The organism is Streptomyces sp. NPDC058051 (genome assembly GCF_042885475.1).
Lineage (GTDB): Bacteria > Actinomycetota > Actinomycetes > Streptomycetales > Streptomycetaceae > Streptomyces.
In genome coordinates, this window is the sequence record NZ_JBHVRW010000001.1 from 99,418 (window position 1) to 122,436 (window position 23,019).

Below are 23,019 nucleotides of genomic sequence, written 5' to 3' on the forward strand. Positions count from 1 at the left end.
GGCGCCGGCGTTCCGACCACTGCCGTGACCGTTCACGCCCCCGCCGGCGGCCTGCGCGCAGCGTACGCGCCCGCACCCGCCGCCAGCAGGATCACGCAGCCCGTGAAGACCAGCCCGGCCTGGCGCAGCCCCAGCCAGGTGGCCATGGCGCCGACCCCGACCACCGGTACCGAGATCCCGGTGTAGGCGACGACGAAGAACGCGGAAATGGTGCCGCCACGCCGCTGCACCGGGGCCGCGTCGCTGACCAGGGTCAGTGCCCCGCGGAAGGCCAGACCTTGGCCGGTGCCGCCGCACAGGGCCCCCAGGACGAGCAGGGGCAGGGACTCGGCGATCAGCGACGACGCCACCAGCAGCAGGCCCACGACGAGGATGCCGCATCCCGCGGGAAGCGCCCGGCGCGCGCCGATCCACTGTGTCAGGGACTGCCCGGCGGTCGACGCGAGAAAGACGCAGAACACCACGGCGCCCGAAACAGCCAGGTTGCGCACACCCAGCGTCCGCGCGGCGAAACTCGGCGCGACCGCGGTGAACAACCCGAGAAGCGCGAAACCGGCGAACGCCGCGAGTGCGGCCGGTGTGAACACACCCTTCACCTCGGGCGGCACCGTGACTCCCTGCGGTGTCAGCCGGGGCAGGCGTTTCGGCTCCGCGACGGTCTCCGGGAGGTACCAGGTGACCACACACGCCACCGCCACCAGCCCCAGGTGGGTCCAGAACGGCAGCGTCAGCGGCCACGGCGTGTACTGCGCGAGAAGGCCGGACAGCAGCGGTCCGCAGCCGAGACCGCCCATGTTCGCCGCGGTGGCGGCGAACCCGGCCCGCGCCTTCTGGCCCGGGCCGGCCAGCTCGATGACGGCCGCCGTCGCCGCGCCGCTGAGGAGGCCGGCCGCACAGCCGGACAGGAGCCGTCCCACGAAGAGCAGCGGCAGGCCATTCTCCAGGAGGAAGCAGCCCGCACTCGCGGCCGACAGAACCATGGCGCACATGAGCACCGGCCTGCGGCCCACGGCGTCGGAGTAGTTCCCCATCACCAGAAGCACGGTGATGACCGCCACCGCGTACACGGCGAAGACCACGGTCACCACCAGTTCGGAGAACCCGATCTGTTCCTGGTAGAGCCCGTACAACGGCGTGGGCAGCGTGGTTCCGGCCATCCCGATGGCGAAGACCACGGCCGCCGCCGCGTAGCCCGGTCGACGACCGTCGCCTGCGTCCACTGCCCTCTCGGGAACGGTCACGCGCGCCACCCCACGAGCGGCACCCGGGCGCGGAGGCCCGGCACGAGGGGGCGAGGCACCCCGGGCCGGCGGGTGGCGGGACGGATCCGCGGGATCGTGCGAATCGTCAGTCCCAGAGCGCGTACGTCACGTTCCGCGGCGTCTGCGACGGCCTCTCGCCGGTGTACGTGAGCTGCAGCCGGGTGAAGTGCTTGAGCTCCGGATGCTTCTCCCAGGACTGCGGGCGGTCGAGCCTCACGACGACGGGATAGGAGTGGAACGTGCCAGCGGCGCAGTACGGCTGACAGTCGTTCACCGCGTCGAGCCCTCTGCCCTCGGCACCGGTGCGCCCCCAGTCGGTCCACCGGAGTGCGATGAGGCGGTTGTTGCCGTCCCCGCAGGCGATCAGGAAGTCGCCGGGGCGAACCTGCGAATGCGAGAAGCAGTCGACGGCCACGGCCCGGGACGATTCGGGCGCCGCAGCGGCGGACGCGGACGCGGATGCCGGTACCGCTGCAGCCGCGAGCACTGTGACGGCACACAGCATGACCGCTGTGGTGAACTTGTTTCCTTGCATATCGGCTCCCCAGCTGCCTCTTCCGAGCGCGGGCGACTCTCCCGGTGCGCCCGAGCCGCCCCGTACGCCGCGGGCTGTGTGCCGGAAGCGGTCGACGGTGGTGGGCGCCCCCGTGTGAGCGGTTGTTCCTGAGTCGACGCTACGACCGTCGCCGGACATGCACCACCTGTGCGGTCGACCGGGCGCCGACCACGTCTCCGGGAGTCCCGGGGAGCGTCTCTGGATCGCGCGAGAGCCGTTGTCCCGAGCACGTGGCCGTCGCGGTGTGCGGGCGTAGTCTGGCCGTAACGCCTGTGCACCGCGAGTCGAGTGACGGAGGCGGCGTATGACCGACCCCCACGGCTTCCTCAAGACGCCCCGTCGGCCCGTCCCGGCGCGCCCCGTCGAGGAACGGCTGAGCGACTGGAACGAGGTCTACGCCGGGCAGGCCCGGCTTCCGCTCGTGTCCGAGCAGGCGGGGCGCTGCATGGACTGCGGCATACCGTTCTGCCACAGCGGCTGCCCGCTGGGAAATCTCATCCCCGAGTGGAACGCGTACGCGAGGAAGGGCGACTGGTGGGCAGCGGCCGAGCGACTGCACGCGACGAACAACTTCCCGGAGTTCACCGGGCGACTGTGCCCGGCACCGTGTGAGGACGCCTGCGTGCTCACCATCAACGCCGATCCGGTGACGATCAAGAATGTGGAACAGGCGATCGCCGACGAGATCTGGGCGCGCGGGTACGCGACTCCGCAGCCGCCCGGACGGCTCAGTGGCAAGACCGTCGCCGTCATCGGCTCCGGCCCCGCGGGGCTGGCGGCGGCGCAACAGCTGACCCGCGTCGGTCACGCCGTCGCCGTCTACGAGCGGGCCGACCGCATCGGTGGGCTGCTGCGGTACGGCATTCCCGCGTTCAAGATGGAGAAGCACCACCTGGACCGCCGTATCGAGCAGATGCGGGCGGAGGGCACCACCTTCCGTACCGGCGTGGATGTCGGCAGCGATCTCGACGCCGGCGAGCTCACGGAACGACACGACGCGGTCGTCATCGCCGTCGGAGCCACAGGGCGGCGGGAACTGTCCGTCCCCGGCCGTGAGCTCCTGGGCATCCACCAGGCGATGGACTATCTGACCCTCGCCAACCGGGTCGCGCAGGGGGACCGCGATGTCCCCGTGGTCTCCGCCGAGGGCAGACATGTGGTGATCATCGGTGGCGGGGACACCGGCTCGGACTGTCTGGGCACCGTCCTGCGTCAGGGCGCCGCCTCCGTGGTGCAGCTGGACATCCATCCGGAACCCGGTGACACCCGGAGGGACACCGAGCCGTGGCCCGTGTATCCGAAGGTCTACCGGATATCCCACGCTCATGAGGAGGCCAGGGGGCAGGAGGGGGCGGATCCGAGAGTCTTCTCCTGCGGCACCCTCAGCTTCGAAGGAGACCGGTCGGGCCGAGTGCGCGCGCTGCGCCTGGCGGAGGTGGAGCCCGAAGGCAGGAGGCCGCGGCCGGGGACGGAGCGTGTGATCCCGGCGGATCTGGTTCTGCTCGCCCTGGGCTTCTTCGGTCCCGAGCGGGACACCGGCCTGATGCGGCAGCTCGGGCTCACGCTGGACGACCGGGGGAACTTCGCCCGGAACGCCGCCTTCGCCGCCGAGACCGCTGAGATCGCCGAATCCGTCGACGCGACGGGGGCCGGGTCCGCCGAAACGACTGAACGGGCGGAGACCGCCGAAACAATCGAATCGGCCGGGCGGCCGGCCCGTACCGGGACCGGCGGGGTGTTCATCGCCGGTGACGCGGGCCGCGGTCAGTCCCTCGTGGTGTGGGCCCTGGCCGAGGGACGGTCCGTCGCGGCTGCGGCAGACCGCTATCTGAGCGGCGCCACGGCGCTTCCGGCGCCCATCGGTCCGCAGGACCGCCCGCTGGTCGCCTGACACGTGCACGGCGCAGGGCACAGGACGCAGAGCCGAAGGCGGAGACGGGGCGGGGCACGCGGCGGAGACGGGGGCGGGGCGGGGCACGCGGCGGGGGCGGAATCCGCCGGGCGCGGGGGCTCGCGGGGAATCCACGCGCGGACGGCTGGGAAACCGTGTCTCGCAGCCACGTCATACTGGGCCGCGGCGGGAGCCGGAGAGGCGGAATGATGACCCAGCAACCAGCGGAGTACGACGTCCTGGTGGTCGGAGGCAGCGGGGTGGACACGGTGGTCCGTGTCGACTCCCTGCCGGTCCCGGCGGCCGACTCGGTCCACGTCGGTCCGATCGAGGAATGGCCGGGCCACACCGGAGGGAACGTGGCCCTCGGAATCCGGGCGCTCGGCCTCGACGTCGCCCTGCTCGACTGCATCGGCGACGACTGGACGGGCGCGCAGGTGCGTGAGCGGCTGGCCGAGGGGGACGTGGAGTTCGCCCCGCTGATCTCTCCCGCGGGCACCCGCCGCGCGGTCAACCTGGTGGACGCGACCGGACGCCGGATGTCCTTCTACGACAGCCGTGACCCGGCCGAACTGCGCATGCCGCGGGACTTCTACCTCCCCCGGCTGCGGCGCACCCGACATGTCCACCTCTCCATCATGAATTTCGCGCGCTTCCTCTACGACGACATCGAGGAACTCGGCCTCCCTGTCTCCACGGATCTGCACGACTGGGACGGACTGTCCGACCACCACCGGGAGTTCGCGCTCCGTTCCGACCTCGTCTTCCTCAGCGCGGCGGGCGTGGGAGAGGACGCCATCGCGCTGATGCGCGAGATCATCCGCGAGGGCCGGGCGGACACCGGCGTCGTCACGGCGGGTGCGGACGGCTCGTACGTCCTTACCCGAGACGGCGGTTCGGTGCCGCACCACGTCCCGGCAACCGCCCCGCCCGCACCCGTGGTGGACTCCAACGGTGCGGGTGACGCCTTCGTCTCCGGGTTCCTCTACGGGAGACTCACCGGCCGGAACGTCCTGGACTGTGCTCACCTCGGAGCGGTGGCGGGTGCCCACGCCTGCACGGCTCCGGGATCCACCGCCCTCGTCTCCGAAGCCGCCCTTCTGGCATCGGAGCAGGTCAGGAACGGGGTTCGGTAGCCCTCGGAACGGGCTGGACGCCTCGGGCAGCGACCACGCGACACGCGGCCCGGGGCGGCACGCCCGGTGTGCTGCGTGTCGCCCCACGAGGACACCCGGCCCGCCGCGCCCCACGAGGACACCCGGCCCACCGGGTGTCCTGATCGACGGCGGGATGAGCGGCAACATGCGCCCCGCCCTGCACGGCAGCCGCCACGAGGTGTTGGCGCCGGACCGCCCCGCACACCACCACCCCGACGCGCCCGACCGGTCGGCAAGCACGGTGGGAGTGGTGACGTGATCCAGGAAGGGCGTGACAGCCCTTGGCACGTCCGTCCGGTGGGGTTCGGTGGGCCGAGGCGCTGTGGCGGCGTACGGGCGGGCATGGGAAGGAGATGGCACGAGTATCCGCACCCGTGATCAACCTTGTCCGGCGCACGACCGAGCCCGTCGGAGCGCAGACCCTGCGCTCCACGGCGGCTGCCGTCATCGCCTACGCCGTGGCGGTGTGGACCCTTCCGCATCCGGCGCCCCTCACGGCGCCGCTCACCGCGCTCCTCGTCGTACAGGTCACCCTCTACGCGACCCTCACCACGGGCATCCGCCGGGTGAACTCCGTCGTCGTCGGCGTGCTCATCGCCGGCGTGCTCAGCTCCCTGGTGGGACTCAGCTGGTGGAGCCTCGGGCTCACGATCTTCGCCTCGCTCATCATCGGGCGACTCGTGCGGGTCGACGAGTTCGTACCCGAGGTGGCGATCAGCGCGATGCTCGTCCTGGGTGTCTCGCAGGTCGCCAACACGGCGTGGGACCGCGTGCTGGAGACGCTGATCGGCGCGGGCGTGGGAATGCTGTTCAACCTGCTCTTCGCACCGCCGGTGTGGGTGCAGTCGGCCGGCACCTCCATCGACAGCCTGGCCCGCGCGATGGGAGGCATGCTCCGGGCGATGGGGGAGGACGTGAGCGGCCACATCCCGGTCCGGCGCGCGGCCGACCGGCTCCACGAAGCGCGCCGACTGGACCACGACATCGTGGAGGTCGACGCCTCGCTGCGGCAGGCGGAGGAGGGGCTCACGTTCAATCCGCGTGTCCGGCAGGGGCTGCTGTACCGGGTCGTGCTGCGCACCGGTCTGGACACGTTGGAGATCTGTGCCGTGGTGCTGCGGGTGCTGTCCCGCACCCTGACGGACCTGGCCAAGGCCAGGACCGAGGAGACGCTGTTCCCCGCCGATGTGGCCGAATCCCTGACGGAACTGTTCGGACAGATGGCCGGTGCCATCGAGAGTTTCTCGGAGCTGATCACCACGCCGGTCGCGGAGAACGCCGAGGAGGCGGAGGACCGGCTCGCCCACGCACTGACCGTCAGCCGCGCGACCAGGGACCGGGTGGCGCACCTGCTTCTCGAAGACGTCCAGGAGCATCCCCGGCAGTGGCAGCTGCACGGTGCGCTGCTCGCGGAGGTCGACCGGATCCTGGACGAGCTCGACATCGACAAGCGGACGGAACGCCTTGGTGCGGAGCTCGACCGGCGCTCGGCACACCTGCACGAACGCCATCCCTGGCTGCGCGCCGTATCGCGCCGGCTGCGGGGCACATCGGGCCTGAGCGGCAACCGCGGCTGAGCGGCGGCCGGTCCCGGCAGGGCCAGGCATGACGGGTATGGGCCTCACAGGTATGGACCCGACGGGTAGGGGCCTGACAAGTTCGGGCCTGACACGTTCGGGCCTGACAGGTACGGGCCTGACAGGTACGGGCTTGGGCTTGGGCCATTATCCGGAAGCCGGAAGGCGTTCGACGGCGACCAGCGCCGCGTCGTCGCCGAGGCGGCCGCCGGCGTGCCGGACGAGATCGTCACAGAGCGACTTCAGCAGCGTGTCCGGAGCCTGGCCGCACCGCGAAGCGGCCCGCTCCCGGAGCGGATAGAAGGCCCCTGACCGGTCCCGGGACTCGATGACACCGTCCGTGTAGAGAAGCAGAGTGTCGCCGACATCGAAGGGGAAGGTCTCCGCGTGGTGCTCGGTGACCAGCAGGTGCGTCAGACCGAGCGGAAGGGCGGGCACACGCACATCGAGCGGGATCACCTCTCCGGCACGCAGCACGAGCGGCGGTGGATGACCGCAGCTGACCAGACGGATTTCGGTGGCGGAATCGGGGATGTCGAGAACGGCAGCGGTGACGAAGGACTCCGCAAGGTTCTCCTCCTCGTCCTTCTGCTCACCTCCGTCGGCGGCACCGTTCTCATCGGGTGCGATGCTCACCTCCAGATGGGCCACCAGATCGGGCAGCTGCGTCTCCTGGCGGGAGAGGGCGTGGAAAGCCCCCAGCACGCTGGCCGCCTCGCCGATCGCAGCCAGCCCCTTGCCGCGCACATCACCGATGATCAGGCGGGTTCCGTCGCGGGTGCGGGCGGCCGCGTAGAGGTCGCCCCCGATCTGCGCCTCCTCCTCCGCGGCCAGATAGACCGACGAGATGCGCAGCGGGCCACTGCGCGCGGGCAACGGACGCAGCACCACGCGCTGGGCCGCCTCGGCCACCGAACGCAGTCGGTTCACCGCCTGTTCGTTCCGTTCTCGCAAGTGGGCGAAGAGGGTCACAACGGCGGAGATGAGCACGAGCGCGACGATCTGGTAGGTGTGGTTGAGGTCGTTGAAACTGGCATGCGTGAGGGCCACCAGGGACTGGGCCAGTACGGCGACGACACCGACGAAGGCGGTCATGCGTGGCCCGGTGAACGAGGCCGCCACCGCGGGCGCCGCTACGAGGAACGGGCTGAGCTGGACGTTCGGTGGCGAGATGATGTCCACCACCGTGACAACGGCGATCAGCACGAACGGCATCGTCAAGAGCGCGTTCCTGCGTCCTCGGGATTCGCGGAACGACTGCAGCAACCGCCTCCAAGCCATGCTTCTGGCTTACCTCACGCCGCCCGCCGCCGCTCATTGAACGACTGATCGGTAGGGCCCGGCCGCCTGCGTCGTCACGCTGCGTCCATCTGCGTCGATGCGGACGGTGGGTTCTTTCGGACGCCTTCCGCAGCGCGCGACGCACCTCTTCGCGCCGTTCATCCGGTCGGGCCGGAGGAACCGGAGCAACGGGCTGCCCTGCACCAGGCCCTGCACCAGGCCCCGCCCCGCCAGGCCCCGCCCCGCCAGGCCCCGCCCCGCCAGGCCCCGGAATCATCGGTCAGAGCGGCGCGTCGGCACGGGTCTCCGGCTCAGATCACCGGGCGGAGACCTTGTGGACGGTGGTGTCGTCGGGGTTCAGCCGTCGCCCGTCCGCGGACAGTACTTCCAGCGGGTGGAGGCGCTGTCCCTGCCGGCGGTCGACCAACTGTGAGTGCGGTTCACCGGGGGCGAAGAAGTTCTGTTCGCCCCACTGCCGCAGCGCCACGATGACGGGGAAGAGGGCCCTTCCCCTCGGAGTCAGTACGTACTCGCGGTAGGCGCTGCCGTCCGAGGCGGGGACGGATTCGAGGACACCACCGGCGACCAGGGTGCGCAGACGCGCGGTGAGGATGTTCTTCGCCACGCCGAGGCTGCGCTGGAACTCCCCGAAGCGCCGGCTTCCGTCGAAGGCGTCCCGCACGATCAGCAGGGACCACCAGTCGCCGATCGCGTCCACCGACCGGGCAACGGGGCATTCGCTGTCGTCGAAGCGCGTCCTGGTCACCATGGCGTCCCTCACTCTCACAACGGTTGCAACATGCTACCAAAAGGCTTACGGTCACCACTGGTAGCAAGATGCAACCAGGTGGACGGAGGGGTGCTGATGCCCGGCAACGGTGAGGCTGTGACACGACAGGCCGAGGCCCGAAGCGAGGAAGGTTCCCCGCCCGCCCTGTCCCGCGGCGTCGTCATACTGTTCGCCGTCGCCTGCGGCGCCGCGGTGGCCAACGTCTACTTCTCCCAGCCGCTCCTGGTGACCATGGGTCACGACCTCGCCATGAGCCCGGCACTTGTCGGCAGCGTGGTCACCCTCACGCAGGTCGGATACGGGCTGGGGCTCTTCTTCCTCGTGCCGCTGGGCGACGTGGTCGACCGCAGACGGCTCATCGTGGCCCAGTTGCTGCTCCTGGTGGCGGCACTGGTGGTGGTGGCCGCCGCACACACGGCGGCGATGCTGCTCGCGGGCATGGCCGCGACGGGGCTTCTCGCGGTCGTCACGCAGACGCTGGTGGCCTTCGCGGCATCACTGGCCCCTCCCGCCGGGCGCGGACGGATCGTCGGTCAGGTCACCAGCGGCGTGGTCATCGGAATCCTGCTCGCCCGCACCGCATCCGGTCTTGTGGCCGATCTCGCGGGCTGGCGCTCCGTCTATCTCGCCTCGGCGTCGCTCACCGCTCTGCTCGCCCTGGTCCTGCACCGAGTGCTGCCGCGCCACAGCGACGCCCCGCCGACGCCCCTGCGCCACGGACAGCTCCTGCGCTCCACGATCACCCTGTTCGCACAGGAACGACTGCTGCGGCTCCGGGCCCTGTTCGGTCTGCTGATCTTCGCCGCCTTCAGCACCCTGTGGAGCAGCGTCGCGCTGCCGCTCAGCGAGGCCCCGTACTTCCTGTCCCACAGCGCGATCGGGGCGCTGGGGCTGATCGGTGTCGTCGGCGCCCTGGCCGCGACCGTGGCGGGCCGCCTGAACGACCGTGGACTCTCCCGGCGGACCACCGGCATCGCCCTGGCACTGCTCGCCGCCTCGTGGCTGCCCTTGGCCTTCACCCGCAGCTCGCTCTGGGCCCTGGTCGTCGGGGTGATCCTTCTCGATCTCGCCGTGCAGGCGGTCCATGTCACCAACCAGACCCTGATCTACGCGCTGCGCCCGGACGCGGGCAGTCGGCTGATCGGCGGATACATGGTCTTCTACTCGGTCGGCAGCGCCACCGGTGCCATCGCCGCGACCTTCCTCTACGCGGCAGCCGGCTGGGGCGCCGTATGCGTACTGGGTGCCGCGTTCAGCTGCCTCGGGCTCGTGCTGTGGGCGTTCACTCGGCACAGCACCCCGGACCCCGCCGCCAAGGTGGCTTCTTCATCGTGAAGCGTCCCTCGGGGGGCAAGGCGCAACGACGTCACCGCCTCCCCCTCAAGGACCACTACGCCACTTCCTGGTCCGCCGACTGTTCCACCATCAAGGCAACGGCCAGGACTACGAGCCGGGCAGGACGCCAACGCCTTGAGACGTGGCATGGCCGGGGACCGACGGCCGCCGCACAAGAGCTCATCCAGCTCGCCGCCTACTACCAGGAGACCGGTACCACCCCCGCCGACCTGCGCGATCACCTCCACGCAGGACGCCGCTCCACCGTCGCCACCATCTTCGACCGCGCCGCCGAGCGGGGCGAGATCGACCCCGAGCACGTCACCGACCGCATGATGTCCCTCCCCTTCGACCTCCTGCGCCACGAACTGCTCACCACCAACACCCCTGCCTCCGACGCCACCCTCGAAGAGATTGTCGACACCCTCTTCCTTCCCCTCGTCCTCACCCCCACAGCCGCAGCGCGCGAGTCCGCGACACGCTGACGCGAACGAACGTCAGGGTCTTGGAAGGGGCGTTCCGGTTCGTCCCATGCGGGAGCGGCAGTCGCGCGGCTGGGAGCGGGACGTGTGCACCGCCAGGACTCCCGGAGGGCCGACGGACCGCGAACCGTCCGGCTGACACACTGATCCACCCGTGAACACGCGGGGCCGGGGCGCCTGACAGTGCCCGGCCCCGCCGCTCCATGCCGCACCATGAGGAGAGCCCCACCATGGCCCAGTTCGACCTGTCGCTCCATGAACTCCGCGCCTACCGGCCGCAGATCGACGAACCGGACGACTTCGACGCCTTCTGGTCCAGAACCCTCGCCGAGACCCGGGCCCATGACCCCGCGGTCTCCTTCGAACCGGTCGACACCGGGCTGACCGGACTGCGCACCTGGGACACCACGTTCGCCGGTTTCGGCGGCCACCCGATCAAGGGCTGGTTCAGCGCCCCCGCGCACGCCGAGGGCCCGCTCCCGCTGATCGTCCAGTTCCACGGCTACAACGGAGGCCGCAGCCTCCCGCACTGCTGGGGCATGTGGCCGCTGGCCGGTTTCGCCCACTTCATCATGGACGTGCGCGGTCAGGGCAGCGGCGGCAACGTCGGCGACACCCCCGACCCGGTCGGCTCGGCCCCCTCCCACGCCGGCTTCATGACCCGTGGCATCGAGGACCCCGAGAACTACTACTACCGCCGCGTCTACGCCGATGCCGTGCGCGCCGTCGAAGCGGCCCGTTCCCACCCGCTCGCCGACCCCGCCCGCACGGTGGCGCTCGGAGCCAGCCAGGGCGGCGGCATCAGCCTCGCCGTCGGCGGTCTCGTCCCCGACCTGGCCGCCGTCGCCGCCGACGTACCGTTCCTGTGCCACTTCGGGCGGGCCGTCACCCTCACCGACGCCAACCCGTACGCGGAGATAGCCCGCTACCTCGGGATGCACCGCGGCAAGGAGGACACCGTCCTGCGCACCCTGTCGTACTTCGACGGGGTGTCCTTCGCCGCCCGGGGCCGCGCCCCCGCGCTCTTCTCCGCCGCGCTGATGGACCAGACCTGCCCGCCCTCCACGGTCTTCGCCGCCCACAACGCGTACCCGGGCGAGAAGGAGATCAAGGTCTACCCGTTCAACGGGCACGAGGGCGGTGCCATGTTCCAGGAGGCCGCCCAGCTCCGCTGGGTACCGGAGGTCCTCGACCGGAGGCGATGAGCCCCGGCGCCGCCCGGCCGCGTGGTGTGGATCCTTCCGCTCGGCCGGTTCACCGTCTCCGAGTGGCTCACCTTCCTGTGGGCCGCGGCGGGTGCGGGGTGCCTCGCCGCCTGGTGGGGCGCCGCGGTGAGCCTGCGGCGTACCGCGGGCCTGCGCAGGCTCTTCCGCCGCTCCAGCACGGCGGGGGCGGTGCTGAGGGGCTGGCGGTCCGTGGGCCGCAACTACGGCGAGGTCACGGTGGTCTTCGACGACACGGAGGGAGTGCGCCATGAGGTTCCGGCCGTCGTGGAACGCATCGCTCTCCGGCGTGACGTCCTCGCCGTGTACGACGCCGACCGCCCCGACGATCCCGCCCGCACCCGGGTCGCCGTTCCCCGCCGAAAGCTGCTGAACCCGACATGAACCGCTCGTTGTCGTCCCTGCGCAGGTTCTTCACCGTGCTCAGGCTGGTGGCCGCCCCGTTCGCCGGCCTCGCCTTCGCCGCACTGGTTCACGGCGCCATGGACGGCCCCCGCTGGCTGTTGCTCATGGGTGTGCCGGCGACGGCCCTGGTTCTGACGCTTCTGGGCCATGCGGCCGAGTCGGCCCGGACGGGCACCGCGCTCAGCGAACTGCGCTCCGGCGGACCGCGCGCCTTCGCACCCGCCGTGGTCGAGGGCGTGAAAGCCGTGAACAAGAAGACCGGCCGGACGGCTTCGGACGGGCAGGCGGTGGAATCGGTCTTCGCCTTCGATCTGACCGTCGTTCCCGACAAGCTCCCCGCGTACCGGATCGTGGTCCGCCACCCCCTCGACGTACAGGGCCTGCTGCACCGGTCCCGGGCGGTCGTCGAGTACGACCCCGAACAGCCCTGGCGGGTCGTCATCCCCAACAACCCGCCGCGCGAATGGCTGGCCCGCGCGAACACTTTTTCCCCGCCTGCGGCGGTGAACAGCCGTGTCGGCGGCCGGCCGGCCGGCATCGGGACTCTGGTGGCGGGCGTGGTGTGCGCGGCCGTGCTGCTGGCGCTCCTGCGGGCGGCCGGCTGAACCGGCGCGCGGAATCCGGCCCGGCTCAGCCGTTGCGCGGATACCTCCTGAGTACCTTGCCGTTGATGTCGGCCCGCAGGTAGGCGCCGCCGTACTCGTCGCTGACGTAGACGCTGAGGGTCGGCCGGCCGTTGTCGAACGGGGATGCCGGGTCGACGATCACGTAGTGGGTGTCGGGTTCGGTGACACCCAGTTCCTTGTCCGCCCGGCGCATCAGCGCGGGCAGGGTGTCCCAGTCGAACTTTTCGAGGTCCACCGGTGCGGCGTTCTGCGTGAGTGTGCCGCCCGCGCGCTCGCGGGTGGCCTTGCCGTCGCTGTACGCGTAGACGTCGTACAGGCCCTTGTCGCCCTTCACCGGGGCCTCGGCGCGCGCGTGTTCCTCGAACAGGGTGAACGAGCTGACCCGGGTGCCGCCCATCACCGGCTTGAGCGCGGCGATGACGGACCGTGCTCCGTCCGGCGTCAACAGGGACGCGGGCCGAGTCTCCTTCGGGCCCGGGGATTTCTCGGCAGTGACGGACGGGCCGGGGGTGGGCTGTTCCGCGGCGGACACCGGGCCGCCGGAGGCATCCGTGTCCGGGACGGGCAGCAGCGCCCATACGAGGACACCGGTCAGCGTGGTTCCCGCGAGAGCTGTCGAGATCGCGACCGCGCGGCTCCGCCGCACGCGGCGGTGTATGTCCCGCGCACCCAGTGACGCGGGCTCCCGACGCGTCGGCGTGACGTCCGGGGTCCGGCCCGTCCCGGCTGCGGCGACGGGCGGGCGGACGGGTGCGCCGGGCAGGGCGGCGGTCGGGCCCGCGGGCCCGTGACCGGGCGGCACAGCGTCGCGCAGTGTGGGGTTGTGGCCCGGCGGCACCGCGTCCCGCGGCTCGGGGGCCGTGCGCGGCGTCGTCGGTGCGCGCTCCGGTGCGATCACCGTGGCCAGCATCCGGTCCAGTTCCTCCGGCGTGGGCCTCGCGGCCGTGTCCCGGATCAGCAGCGCGGTGAGCACCGGGGTCAGCGGGCCGGCCCGCCGGGGCGGCGGCACCTCCTCGTCGAGCACGGCCGCCAGCGTCGCCAGCGTGGTCGCCCTGCGCAGTGGGTGCACACCCTCCACGGCGACGTACAGCATCATGCCGAGCGACCACAGGTCCGAGGACGGCTCGCCCTCCGCGCCCCGAATCCGCTCCGGCGCCATGTAGTCGGGGGAGCCGATGAGGGAGCCGGTCGCCGTCAGGCTCGTGGACTCACGGATCGCGGCGATGCCGAAGTCCGTGAGCACCGGGCTGCCGTCGGCACGCAACAGGACGTTGGCGGGCTTGACGTCACGGTGGTGGATACCGGCGGCATGCGCGGCGCGCAGCGCGGACAGCACTCCGCGGCCGAGCTCCGCAGCCTCGACGGGGGTGAGGGGGCCCTCGGCGAGACGCTCCGCGAGCGAGGCCCCGGGCACCAGCTCCATCACGATCCACGGGTACGGGTGAGCTCCGCCGTCCACGATGTGGTGGATCGTGACGACACCCGGGTGGTCGAGCCGGGCCAGCGCACGGGCCTCGCGCATGACCCGCGCCCGCAGCAGCCGGGCCGACTCCGGATCGTTCTCGGCGAGTGCGGGGTCCGGGGGCCGTACCTCCTTGAGCGCCACATCGCGGTGCAGAGCCAGGTCATGAGCCCGCCACACCGTGCCCATACCACCGCTGCCGAGCCTGCTCACCAGCTCGAAGCGGTCGTCGATCACCCGGCGCACGGGCCCCCCAGCGTTCATGGAGGAGAGGTTACGGGGCGGGCCCGCGGCGGGGCACACCCACCCTGTGCGCCTCGGGGGCCGGCCGCAGGGCACGGTGGCCGATCCGTTCCTCGCGGGCCGGCGCGAAGGGATCGTCGTGATCGGCCCCCGCGGTGTCCGGCGGAGATGGTCCTGTGGCACCACTCGCCGGCGGAGGTCCTGCTTGCGGTCCACTCCTCGGCTTCCGGGTGCTGACGGCGAACTGTCCGGCAGCGGTCCGAGCCGCCGAACTCCTGCGCCCGCGACGTGACTGCGGTCATCCGGGGCGATCGGCCGCTGCCGGGCCGACGCCGGCCGCGTCCCGTGTGATCCGGGCGCCGGAACGCGGAACGGCCGACGGCTTGCCACTCACTCATGGAAGAGCGGCAAGACGTCGGCCGTTTACCTGAGACAGGTACTGAGGGACGCAGGTGCTGCGTGACCGGGCGTTACTTCGACGGGCGGATGTTCTCGCCGCCCATGTGGCCCTGCTGGTTGCTCTGCTCCTCCAGCTTCCGGGCCTTCTCCTGGAGCCGCTGGCGCTGCTCAGGGTCGGTGGTGCGCTCCGCGGCCTCGGTCATGTGCCGGGCCTTCTCGCGCAGCTGCTGCGCACGGTCACCGGATTCACGTGCAGCGCTCATCATCGCTCCTTGTGCGGTTGGGAAGAGCTTGCTCCATCAGAGAACCAGCGTCGTCGATCCGCCGCACCTCGAATCGTCACTCAGGGTTACCGTGTGCCGTGCGGCGGTCCGTGGGGTGGTGCGGCGCTGGCATGATCAGGGGCATGAACGAAAGCATCATCGCCGCGTGTGACGGCGCATCGAAGGGAAATCCGGGACCTGCGGCCTGGGCGTGGGTCGTGGCCGATGCGCAGGGGCGACCGGAGCGGTGGGAAGCCGGCCCGTTGGGGACGGCCACCAATAACGTCGCCGAACTCACCGCACTGCAGGAGCTGTTGGAGTCCACGGACCCTTCCGCGCCGATCGAGGTACGGATGGATTCGCAGTACGCGATGAACGCGGTGACGAAGTGGCTTCCGGGATGGAAGCGCAACGGCTGGAAGACCTCGGCCGGAAAGCCTGTGGCCAACCGGGACCTGGTGGTCAGGATCGACGCCCTGCTGACCGGCCGGACCGTGAAGTTCGTCTACGTGCCCGCCCACCAGGTGGACGGAGATCCGCTCAACGCGCTCGCCGACCAGGCGGCCAGCGAAGCCGCGGTGGCGCAGCACCCCGCCGGTACCGGACACGGCTCGCCACTGCCGACGCCTGCTCCCGCGCGGGCGACCGCGGCGCGGCGCGGAGGTGCTTCGGCGAAGAAGGCGGCGGGCGCCGGGCGTCCCGCACGCTCCGGCGGAACCATCCGGGCCAGGTTCGCGGGCCGCTGCCACTGCGGAAAGCCGTATGCGGCCCAGGAGATGATCGCCAAGAATCCGAACGGCTGGGGCCACCCGGAGTGCCGCGCCACAGCCTCCTGAGGCGCGGTGCGCCGGGCACGCATCGCCCGCCGGAGCCGCTGAGCAGCCACGCGAAACGGGGCTCGCGTGCCATGATGCGGCTTCGGCGACGGCGTCCGCAGTGCTCTGCCGATGCCGTCGGCAACACCACTGCACGCTGGGGGGCGTATGGGAAGCACGGGTACGGTTCTGCGCGAGTTGCGCGGGGCGCAGAAGACAGCCAAGGGGGTGTCACTGTACTCACGGTACGTGAACCGGCCGGCCGGACGGGTGCTCGCGGCCGGTGCGTACCGCATCGGACTGACGCCCAATCATGTCACCCTGATCAGTGCGGCGTTCACCTTCTCCGCCGTCGCTGCGGTGGCTCTCGTCCGGCCGTCGTGGTGGCTCGCCGGCACGGTGTACGCGGGTCTCGTCATCGGCTTCGCCCTCGACTCGGCCGACGGGCAACTGGCCAGGCTGACCGGCACGGGAGGCCCGGACGGCGAATGGCTGGACCACGTCGTGGACTGCGCCAAGATGATCCTCGTGCACACCGCCGTACTGGTCTCGTTCCGGCGGTTCTTCACGCTGCCCGGCGAGGGCTGGCTGCTCCTGCCGTTGGGTTTCCTCTTCGCCGCCGTGCTGACCTTCTGCGCCGGTCTGCTGCGGGAACAACTGGGCAGGGCGGCCGCTTCGCCGACACAGGGCGGCAGCGCCACGGCCCCGGTGTCCCGAGTCCGGGCCGTGGCCCTGCTGCCCGCCGACTACGGGGTGTTCTGCCTGGTGTTCCTGCTGCTCGGCGACCGGACCGCGTTCCGCTTCGGCTATGCGGTGCTCGCCGCCGTGCACGCACTGTTCCTGGTGGCGTTTCTCGTCAAATGGTTCAGGGAGCTGAAAGCGCTCCGGGCTGCGGATTGACGAGCGTGTCCAGCGCCCTGCGCAACTGGGTGCTGGATGTGTGCACGGTGTACGGGAAGTACACCACCTCGACGCCGACCTCGGCGAAGTCGCGCTCCAGCCGTCTGCCCTTCTCGGTGTCCCGCCAGTCGTCCCCCTTGAAGATGACGTCGAACCTGACCTGCTGCCAGGTCTCGACCTTGTCGGGCACGGTCTCGACGAACGCAGCGTCCACGTAGCGGACGCTGCGCACGATCTCCAGCCGTTCCCGAAGCGGAATCACCGGCTTGTGGCCCTTGGCCAGCGCGGCCATCTCGTCCGAGACGACTCCCGCGACGAGGTAGTCGCACTGACTGCGGGCATGCCGCAGGATGTTGAGGTGCCCGACGTGGAAGAGGTCGTAGACCCCCGGCGCGTAGCCGACCCTGTGCGCCATCCGTTCTCTCCCCCCACGGTGAACGTGATGTCCGTGTCCCGCGGCAGTTGTCCGGACATGGCGTCCGGTGCCGCGGGATATCGGTATCGGTGGTGATGGTGCAACGACCTTACTGTGAAGACCACTTGCGCATCTCGTGAACGGATAAGCTCACTTTTGGGGCTGTTCCTTGGGGGAACACCGGAAGTTCCGGGGGGAAGGCGAACGTCCATGGCCGATGCCGATCGTCACAAGCCGTTCGAGGGCCGCACTCTGCTGCTCGTCTCGACCAATTACGCACCGGAGGTCACGGGCATCGGCCCGTACGCCACGCAGCTCGCCGAGCACTGGGCCGCCTCCGGGGCCCGGACCCACGTACTGACCGGAATGCCGCACTACCCGTCCTGGCGCACCGAGGCGCAGTACCGGGGCGTGTGGCGGGTCGCCGAGAAGAGGGCCGGGGTCACCGTCCACCGTCGCAGACATTATGTACCGTCCCGTCAGACTGCTTTGCGCAGAGCGGTGTTCGAGGCCACGGTGCTCGGTCACGGCCTGCTTCCGCCCGCGGTACCGCATCGGCCGGACGCGGTGATCTCCCAGGTACCGAGTCTCGCCGGCGGTGTCATCGGGGCCCTCCTGGCGCGTCGCCACGGCGTCCCGCACATCCCCGTCGTGCAGGACCTGATGGGTGCCGCCGCCGCGCAGAGCGGGATGCGCGGCGGCGGCCGGGTGGCAGCGGTCGCCTCGGTGGCCGAACGCCACGCGCTGCGCGGCGCCGCGCTCGTCGGTGTCATCCACGAGAGCTTCGTCCCGCGCGTCACCGCGTACGGCGTGGACCCGGCACGCATCCGCACCGTACCCAACTGGTCGCATGTGCACCCGCCTTCGGGCGACCGCGCGGCAACCCGCGCGCGGCTCGGCTGGAGCGAGGGCACCCCCGTGGTCCTGCACTCCGGGAACATGGGGCTCAAACAGGGACTGGAGGTCCTGGTCGACGCCGCCCGGCTGGCACCGGAGATACGCGTCGTGCTGATGGGGGACGGGAATCAGCGCCAGGCGCTGCTGGGCCGGGCGACCGGACTGCGCAATCTCGACTTCCTGCCGACAGCCGACGCGGACGAGTTCACGGACATCCTCGCCGCCGCCGACGTGCTCGCGGTGACGCAGCGGGCATCCGTGCTCGACATGAGCGTCCCGTCCAAGCTCACCTCGTACTTCGTCTCGGGCCGCCCCGTCGTCGCCTCGGTCGCCGAGGCCGGAGGCACCGCACAGGAGGTCCAGCGATCCGGCGCCGGTATCCTCGTCGCCCCGGAGGACCCCGCCGCGCTCCTGTCCGCCGTGCGCAAGCTCGCCGAAGCGCCGGCCGACGCGGACCGGCTCGGCGCCAACGGACCGCTGTACGTCGCACGCCACCTGAGCCGAGAGGCGGGCCTCGCCCGCTTCGACGCACTGCTCACCGAGGCCCTCGCGGACGCACAAGGGAGACCACGCCGATGACCGAGCCCATCCGCACCCTGGAGGACCAGGACGAACCCGCGCTGCTGCGGGACCAGTTCCGTCAGCTCCTGCGCTACCGCGCACTGCTCGCCTCCGGCGTGGTCCTCGGGCTCCTCGGCGGCGGCTGGCTCGCCCTGAGCGGCGAGGAGAGCTACACATCGACGGGCGAGGTGGTCGTACGCTCCGCCGCCTCGGACCCCTTCGCCGCGGGCGCCTCCGCCGACAAGGGCATCAACATCGGCTCCGAGCGGCAGACCGCCGTCAGCGACACCGTGGGCACCCTGGCCGTCACCACCCTGGCCAGGCACGACGACCGGGTCGAGCTCGGAAGGCTGATGTCGGGTCTCCAGGTCACGAACCCGCCGAACACCCTGGCGCTCCGCTTCTCCTACACCGGCCGCACCCCCGCCCTGGCGCGGGCACGGGCACGGGCGCTCGCCGACGCCTACCTGGAGATCCGCAGGCAGCGCACCGAGGACAGCATCGCCAACATGGTCGACGGCTACCGCGCCCAACTGGAGCCCCTCACCGAACAGCGCGACCAACTGGCGGAGCAGGCCGGCACGAGTAACGACGTGACCAGCGCACGGGCCAACCTCGTGGTCTCGATCTCCGAACTGAGCAGGAAAATCGCGGAGCTGCGCGCCCTGGACACCACTCCCGGCTACCTGACGAAGAAGCCCGCCGCGCCCTCGGAGCCCACCGGAGCGGGGCTGCCCCTGCTGCTGGGACTCGGGGGCGTCGTCGGGCTCGCACTCGGACTCCTCCTCTCGTGGGTGCGCCTCGTCTTCGACCCGGCCGTCCGCTCCACCCGGGAACTGGTCCGCTCGCTCGGCGCCCCGCTGCTCGGCACCCTGCCCCGGGAACGCGCGTCCGCGGACACGCTGCTCGCCATCGGGCGCGGCGGAAGCCGGCTCGCCGAGGAGTACCGGGCGGTGGCCTTCCGACTCGCCTACGACCCGTCGTTCGACCAGCGCCGCAGACTCCTGGTCACGGCCCCGCGCGGGGACAGCCACGCGGCCGCCGCCGCAGCCGTCAACCTGGCCGCCGCCTTCGCCGAGATGGGACGGTACGTACTCCTGGTGGAGGCCGACCTGCGGACCCCTTCGCTGGCCAGGGACCTCGGCCCGGCCGTGCAGGGGGCCGGGCCGCGCTGGGCGCCGAACAGCCGGCGGCCCTGGCCGTCGGACAGCCGGATGAACGTGGACGTGCCCGGTTCGGGCGCCTTCACCCTGATCGCCGGCCGGCGCACGGACAACGTGCCGCGTGCCCTGACCTCCGCGCCGGTCGGACGGATCGCCGCCGAGGGCGACCGGCCGGGCGCGGTCGTCATCGTGCTGGCCCCGCCCGTCCTCTCGTACGCGGACGCCGTCGCGCTGATCGACCGGGTCGAGGGCGTCATGGTGGTCTGCGACCCGCGCGAGGTGCACCGCAGCGACCTGGAACGGATCCGCGAAATCATCGGGGCGGCCGGCGGCTCCGTGCTCGGAGTCCTGCTGCACCCCGGCCGGGGCCGCCACGAACGCCGGGCCGCGAAGAAGGCTGCCGGGCGCCGCGCGGGCGGCGGGCCCGGCACCACGACGGGACGCGACAACGGCGGCCCGGAGCACACCGGTGACCCGGCCGAGACACTCGGCCTGCGTACCTTCGACTCCACCGCAGGACACAGATGAAGGCACGGACCGCGATCGTCTGCTCGGTCGCGGACCAGGGCGTGGCGGCGCTCACCAACATCCTGGTGCTGGTGACGGCCGCCAGGCTCTCCACCGTGGCCGAATTCGCCCGCTTCTCGGCGGTCTACCTCGTCTTCACCGTGCTGCTGGGCACCTCCGGTGCCTACACCGGGCAGCCGCTCGTGCTGCGGCGCGGCGAGAGCGACGAGGTGCGCGGGGCGTGCCGGTCGGCGGTCGTCTTCACCCTGCTCGCCGCGACCGTGCTCGGTGCCCTGCTCGCCACCGTCGGCCTGACCCTGTTCGGGGCGGCCACCGCACACGCCCTGCTGATGCTGGGGCTCGTCCTGCCCGTGGTCCTGGGGCAGGACACGATGCGCTACGCCTTCTCCACCCTGCACCTGCCGCACCTGGCGCTGGCGGGCGACGTACTCAGGCTGGTCGGTGTGCTGGGCGCGCTGGCCGTCCAGCCGCACGGCGCGCCGGCCGCCCGGCTCGTCGCAGCCTGGGGACTGTCCGCGCTGCCCGCCCTGCTGCTGTCGGCCGTTCTGCTGCACCGCAGGGTGGCCGGGACACCGCTGCGGCTGAAGGTCCTGCTGCGCCGTGGGCATCTCGGGCGCCGCTTCGTGGTGGAGTTCGGGGTGGGCAACGCCACCAGCCAGCTCTCCGTGCTCGGACTCGGCATGGCCGCCACGCCGCTGGTGGTCGGCGCCCTGCGCGGCGCCACCACACTCTTCGGGCCGCTGAACGTGCTGTTCACCTCGGCCACCGGCTTCGGCCCGCCCCTCCTCGGCCGGCTCGCCTCCGAACGGCGCAGGATCCGCGCGACGGCGACGCTCGCCGCCGTCCTGGCGGCCACAGCCGCCGGCTGGGCCACCGCACTCGCCCTGCTGCCCGACGCGATCGGCCGCCATCTGCTCGGCGCCACCTGGCCCACGGCCGCCTCCCTGCTCCCGGCGACGGGCAGCCAGTACGCGGCGATGGCCGTCGGCACCTGCGGACTGCTGGCGCTCCGCCTGCTCGACCCCCGTTCCACCCTCTCCGTCCAGGTGGTCTTCTCGCTCGCCGCCGTCGGCTTCCTCACCGGCGGGTACGTGCTCGGCGGGGTGCCGGGCGCGGCCTGGGGACTGTGTCTGGGGTCCGTCTGCAAGGCGGTCGCCACCTGGACCCGCGTGGCCCGGCTGCGACGCCGCACCGCGGTGGAACGGGCGCCCGTCAGCGCGAACGCGGTCCGCTCCGGCTCCTGAAGCTGGTGACCAGCAGGAGACAGAGCGCCGCGATCGCCAGCTTCCCGACCGATTGCAACAGCGGCCCACGCAACAGGATGAAGGTGTATCCGGCGACCAGCGGCACGGCGACGGCCAGAACGCTGCCGGGCCCCGGACCGTCCCGGGACACCGCGCGCGCGTACCGCCGGTCGGTGCGTGCGGCGGCGTACCCGACGAGCGCGAGACCGCCGACCGTGCCCGGAGCACCGAAGTCGACCCAGAGCTCGGCCCACAGCGGCGCCGACAGGTTGGTCATGTTCATCCCCATCCACTGACCGACGCGCACCCCCGTGTCCTCCGGCTTGCCGTCCCACAGCGACCGGGGCACGAAGAAGAGCGCGGAGCCCGCCAGTTGACGCCCATAGGTGTGGCCACCCGTGTCGACCCAGGTGATCGCGTTGGCGAACATCACCGTCTGGTCGTAGTCCTTGGTGGCCAGCGGCTCGAAGACCGATGACGATTCCACCGGCCGGTACCCGGCACTGTCGTAACGGAACCGGTCCGCGTACGGGAACAGCACCAGCGCCCCGACCACCCCCATGGCCAGCACCGTCCGGTACATCGCCGCACTGCTCGGGAACGCGGTGAACAGCAGCGAGACCAGAACGGTCAGGAACCAGTAACGGGCGTTGGAGACGGGGTTGTTCACGACGACGTTCAAGGCCACCAGAGCACACCAGGCCAACGCCGTCGACGGCGAGCGCCGCGCCCGGCGCGACGTCACGAGCCGGCGGGTGCAGAAGAGCAGCGCCAGCAGCGCGGGAACCGTACCGAATCCCTTGAGGAAGGCCGATCCCACCTGGGACCGGCCCGACCCCACCCCGACCGCGACCGAGGCGCTGATCTCCTCGCGGCTGGTGAAGAAGATCGCGGGCCCGCCCAGCTTCAGGATGTAGTAACCGCTCGCCGCGAAGGCCAGCACCACCAGCAGCCTGAGCCGCACCGGGTGCGCGACGGCCGGACCGCTCCCCAAGCGCCCGGTGGTCCCGCGGCGCAGCGGACGCCGGGACGCCAGCAGCGCCCCGAGGTCGAACGCGGCACACCCCACCAGCACCAGCGCGATCGCCGTCACCAGGTCCGAGCGCGGCCCCACCATCGGCGTGGGCGTCCGCCCGATGACCGTCTGCGCGAACGGAGCCACCCCCATCGCGATGTACACGAACATCCAGAACACGCCCTGCAGCAGCCGCCGCCGCGTGGACAGGATCATCGTCGCGAGCCGCGCCCCCGCATAGCAGGTCAGCACCAGTTGCAGCCAGTACGCCGTGTCCCGGACGCCCGCCCCCGGCTGCGCGGCGATCACCGCGGGCAGGAAGCAGACCAGACCGAGAATGAGCGGCACGGCCAGGGCCCGCGACAGCATCGCCCACGACAGCGGAACCGCCGGCGGCTGGACCGGGTCTCGCGGGCCGTGCTCCGGGACGGGTGCGGACGGCCCCGCCTCATGCACGGACGTCATCTGCTCCCCGTTCCGTGGACCTGTGAACACTCTAACGAATCAACCCACTTGGGGGGTTTGGACG

Annotated in this window: 22 protein-coding genes; 14 read left to right on the top strand and 8 right to left on the bottom strand. The window is 71.5% G+C overall.

Annotated features, from left to right (window positions below; genetic code table 11):
* Window positions 1-32: 32 nt before the first annotated feature.
* Window positions 33-1,241, bottom strand: a complete 1,209-nt coding sequence (locus tag ACFVUT_RS00485; protein ID WP_389641928.1) for an MFS transporter — start codon at window positions 1,239-1,241, stop codon at window positions 33-35.
* Window positions 1,242-1,347: 106 nt separating this feature from the next.
* Window positions 1,348-1,797: a hypothetical protein gene (locus ACFVUT_RS00490; protein ID WP_389641931.1), complete on the bottom strand. Its 450-nt coding sequence runs from the start codon at window positions 1,795-1,797 to the stop codon at window positions 1,348-1,350.
* 325 nt (window positions 1,798-2,122) lie between these two features.
* Here ACFVUT_RS00490 and ACFVUT_RS00495 point away from each other — a divergent pair, with 325 nt between their 5' ends.
* The 4 genes from ACFVUT_RS00495 (at window position 2,123) to ACFVUT_RS00510 (ending at window position 6,443) form a co-directional block, all read left to right on the top strand.
* Window positions 2,123-3,709, top strand: a complete 1,587-nt coding sequence (locus tag ACFVUT_RS00495; RefSeq protein WP_389641933.1) for a glutamate synthase subunit beta — start codon at window positions 2,123-2,125, stop codon at window positions 3,707-3,709.
* A gap of 209 nt (window positions 3,710-3,918) precedes the next feature.
* Window positions 3,919-4,845 carry a carbohydrate kinase family protein gene (locus ACFVUT_RS00500; protein WP_389641936.1) on the top strand — a complete coding sequence of 309 codons (927 nt, stop codon included), beginning with the start codon at window positions 3,919-3,921 and terminating at the stop codon, window positions 4,843-4,845.
* A 154-nt stretch (window positions 4,846-4,999) separates the two neighbouring features.
* Window positions 5,000-5,125: a hypothetical protein gene (locus tag ACFVUT_RS00505; protein ID WP_389641939.1), complete on the top strand. Its 126-nt coding sequence runs from the start codon at window positions 5,000-5,002 to the stop codon at window positions 5,123-5,125.
* 94 nt (window positions 5,126-5,219) lie between these two features.
* The gene (locus ACFVUT_RS00510; protein WP_389641941.1) at window positions 5,220-6,443 is read left to right on the top strand and encodes an aromatic acid exporter family protein; all 1,224 of its coding nucleotides are present in this window, start codon (window positions 5,220-5,222) and stop codon (window positions 6,441-6,443) included.
* A gap of 147 nt (window positions 6,444-6,590) precedes the next feature.
* Here ACFVUT_RS00510 and ACFVUT_RS00515 read toward each other — a convergent pair whose 3' ends face one another.
* Entirely contained in the window at window positions 6,591-7,658 is a 1,068-nt protein-coding gene (locus ACFVUT_RS00515; protein WP_389643559.1) for a PP2C family protein-serine/threonine phosphatase, read from the bottom strand.
* A 382-nt stretch (window positions 7,659-8,040) separates the two neighbouring features.
* A complete protein-coding gene (locus tag ACFVUT_RS00520; RefSeq protein WP_389641944.1) occupies window positions 8,041-8,493 on the bottom strand; it encodes a winged helix-turn-helix transcriptional regulator in 453 nt (150 codons plus the stop codon).
* 96 nt (window positions 8,494-8,589) lie between these two features.
* On the opposite strand from ACFVUT_RS00520, the gene ACFVUT_RS00525 reads away from it, so the two are divergent.
* The 5 genes from ACFVUT_RS00525 to ACFVUT_RS00545 all read left to right on the top strand — a co-directional run bounded on the left by ACFVUT_RS00525 (window position 8,590) and on the right by ACFVUT_RS00545 (window position 12,564).
* The gene (locus tag ACFVUT_RS00525; protein ID WP_389641947.1) at window positions 8,590-9,849 is read left to right on the top strand and encodes an MFS transporter; all 1,260 of its coding nucleotides are present in this window, start codon (window positions 8,590-8,592) and stop codon (window positions 9,847-9,849) included.
* Window positions 9,846-10,334 (top strand): TetR-like C-terminal domain-containing protein, encoded by a 489-nt coding sequence (locus tag ACFVUT_RS00530; RefSeq protein ID WP_389641950.1) that lies wholly within the window; start codon window positions 9,846-9,848, stop codon window positions 10,332-10,334. The genes ACFVUT_RS00525 and ACFVUT_RS00530 overlap by 4 nt, the downstream gene beginning before the upstream one ends.
* A 227-nt stretch (window positions 10,335-10,561) precedes the next feature.
* Complete coding sequence (locus tag ACFVUT_RS00535; RefSeq protein WP_389641953.1) at window positions 10,562-11,536, top strand: acetylxylan esterase; 975 nt, start codon at window positions 10,562-10,564, stop codon at window positions 11,534-11,536.
* 21 nt (window positions 11,537-11,557) lie between these two features.
* Complete coding sequence (locus ACFVUT_RS00540) at window positions 11,558-11,938, top strand: hypothetical protein (RefSeq protein ID WP_389641955.1); 381 nt, start codon at window positions 11,558-11,560, stop codon at window positions 11,936-11,938.
* Window positions 11,935-12,564, top strand: coding sequence for a hypothetical protein (locus tag ACFVUT_RS00545; RefSeq protein ID WP_389641958.1), 630 nt, complete (start codon window positions 11,935-11,937; stop codon window positions 12,562-12,564). Before ACFVUT_RS00540 ends, ACFVUT_RS00545 begins: the two co-directional genes overlap by 4 nt.
* 25 nt (window positions 12,565-12,589) lie before the next feature.
* On the opposite strand, the gene ACFVUT_RS00550 is transcribed toward ACFVUT_RS00545, so the two are convergent.
* Window positions 12,590-14,311, bottom strand: a complete 1,722-nt coding sequence (locus tag ACFVUT_RS00550; RefSeq protein ID WP_389641961.1) for a protein kinase — start codon at window positions 14,309-14,311, stop codon at window positions 12,590-12,592.
* Window positions 14,312-14,760: 449 nt separating this feature from the next.
* Window positions 14,761-14,952, bottom strand: a complete 192-nt coding sequence (locus tag ACFVUT_RS00555; protein WP_389641965.1) for a DUF6381 family protein — start codon at window positions 14,950-14,952, stop codon at window positions 14,761-14,763.
* A 143-nt stretch (window positions 14,953-15,095) separates the two neighbouring features.
* Between ACFVUT_RS00555 and ACFVUT_RS00560 the strand changes: the two genes are divergently transcribed.
* Entirely contained in the window at window positions 15,096-15,788 is a 693-nt protein-coding gene (locus tag ACFVUT_RS00560; RefSeq protein WP_389641968.1) for a ribonuclease H, read from the top strand.
* A 147-nt stretch (window positions 15,789-15,935) separates the two neighbouring features.
* Window positions 15,936-16,667 (top strand): CDP-alcohol phosphatidyltransferase family protein, encoded by a 732-nt coding sequence (locus ACFVUT_RS00565; protein WP_389641972.1) that lies wholly within the window; start codon window positions 15,936-15,938, stop codon window positions 16,665-16,667.
* Here ACFVUT_RS00565 and ACFVUT_RS00570 read toward each other — a convergent pair.
* The gene (locus ACFVUT_RS00570) at window positions 16,633-17,082 is read right to left on the bottom strand and encodes an adenylyltransferase/cytidyltransferase family protein (protein WP_389641975.1); all 450 of its coding nucleotides are present in this window, start codon (window positions 17,080-17,082) and stop codon (window positions 16,633-16,635) included. The two genes, ACFVUT_RS00565 and ACFVUT_RS00570, sit on opposite strands and share 35 nt — an antisense overlap.
* A gap of 210 nt (window positions 17,083-17,292) precedes the next feature.
* Here ACFVUT_RS00570 and ACFVUT_RS00575 point away from each other — a divergent pair, with 210 nt between their 5' ends.
* The 3 genes from ACFVUT_RS00575 to ACFVUT_RS00585 are packed head-to-tail and all read left to right on the top strand — an operon-like array spanning window position 17,293 to window position 21,475.
* Window positions 17,293-18,558, top strand: a complete 1,266-nt coding sequence (locus ACFVUT_RS00575; protein WP_389641978.1) for a glycosyltransferase — start codon at window positions 17,293-17,295, stop codon at window positions 18,556-18,558.
* Entirely contained in the window at window positions 18,555-20,231 is a 1,677-nt protein-coding gene (locus ACFVUT_RS00580; protein WP_389641981.1) for a lipopolysaccharide biosynthesis protein, read from the top strand. The genes ACFVUT_RS00575 and ACFVUT_RS00580 overlap by 4 nt, the downstream gene beginning before the upstream one ends.
* On the top strand, window positions 20,228-21,475 hold the full coding sequence (locus tag ACFVUT_RS00585; RefSeq protein WP_389641984.1) for a hypothetical protein: 1,248 nt from the start codon (window positions 20,228-20,230) through the stop codon (window positions 21,473-21,475). Before ACFVUT_RS00580 ends, ACFVUT_RS00585 begins: the two co-directional genes overlap by 4 nt.
* Here ACFVUT_RS00585 and ACFVUT_RS00590 read toward each other — a convergent pair.
* Window positions 21,444-22,955, bottom strand: a complete 1,512-nt coding sequence (locus tag ACFVUT_RS00590) for a hypothetical protein (RefSeq protein WP_389641986.1) — start codon at window positions 22,953-22,955, stop codon at window positions 21,444-21,446. The genes ACFVUT_RS00585 and ACFVUT_RS00590 overlap by 32 nt on opposite strands.
* Window positions 22,956-23,019: the final 64 nt, after the last annotated feature.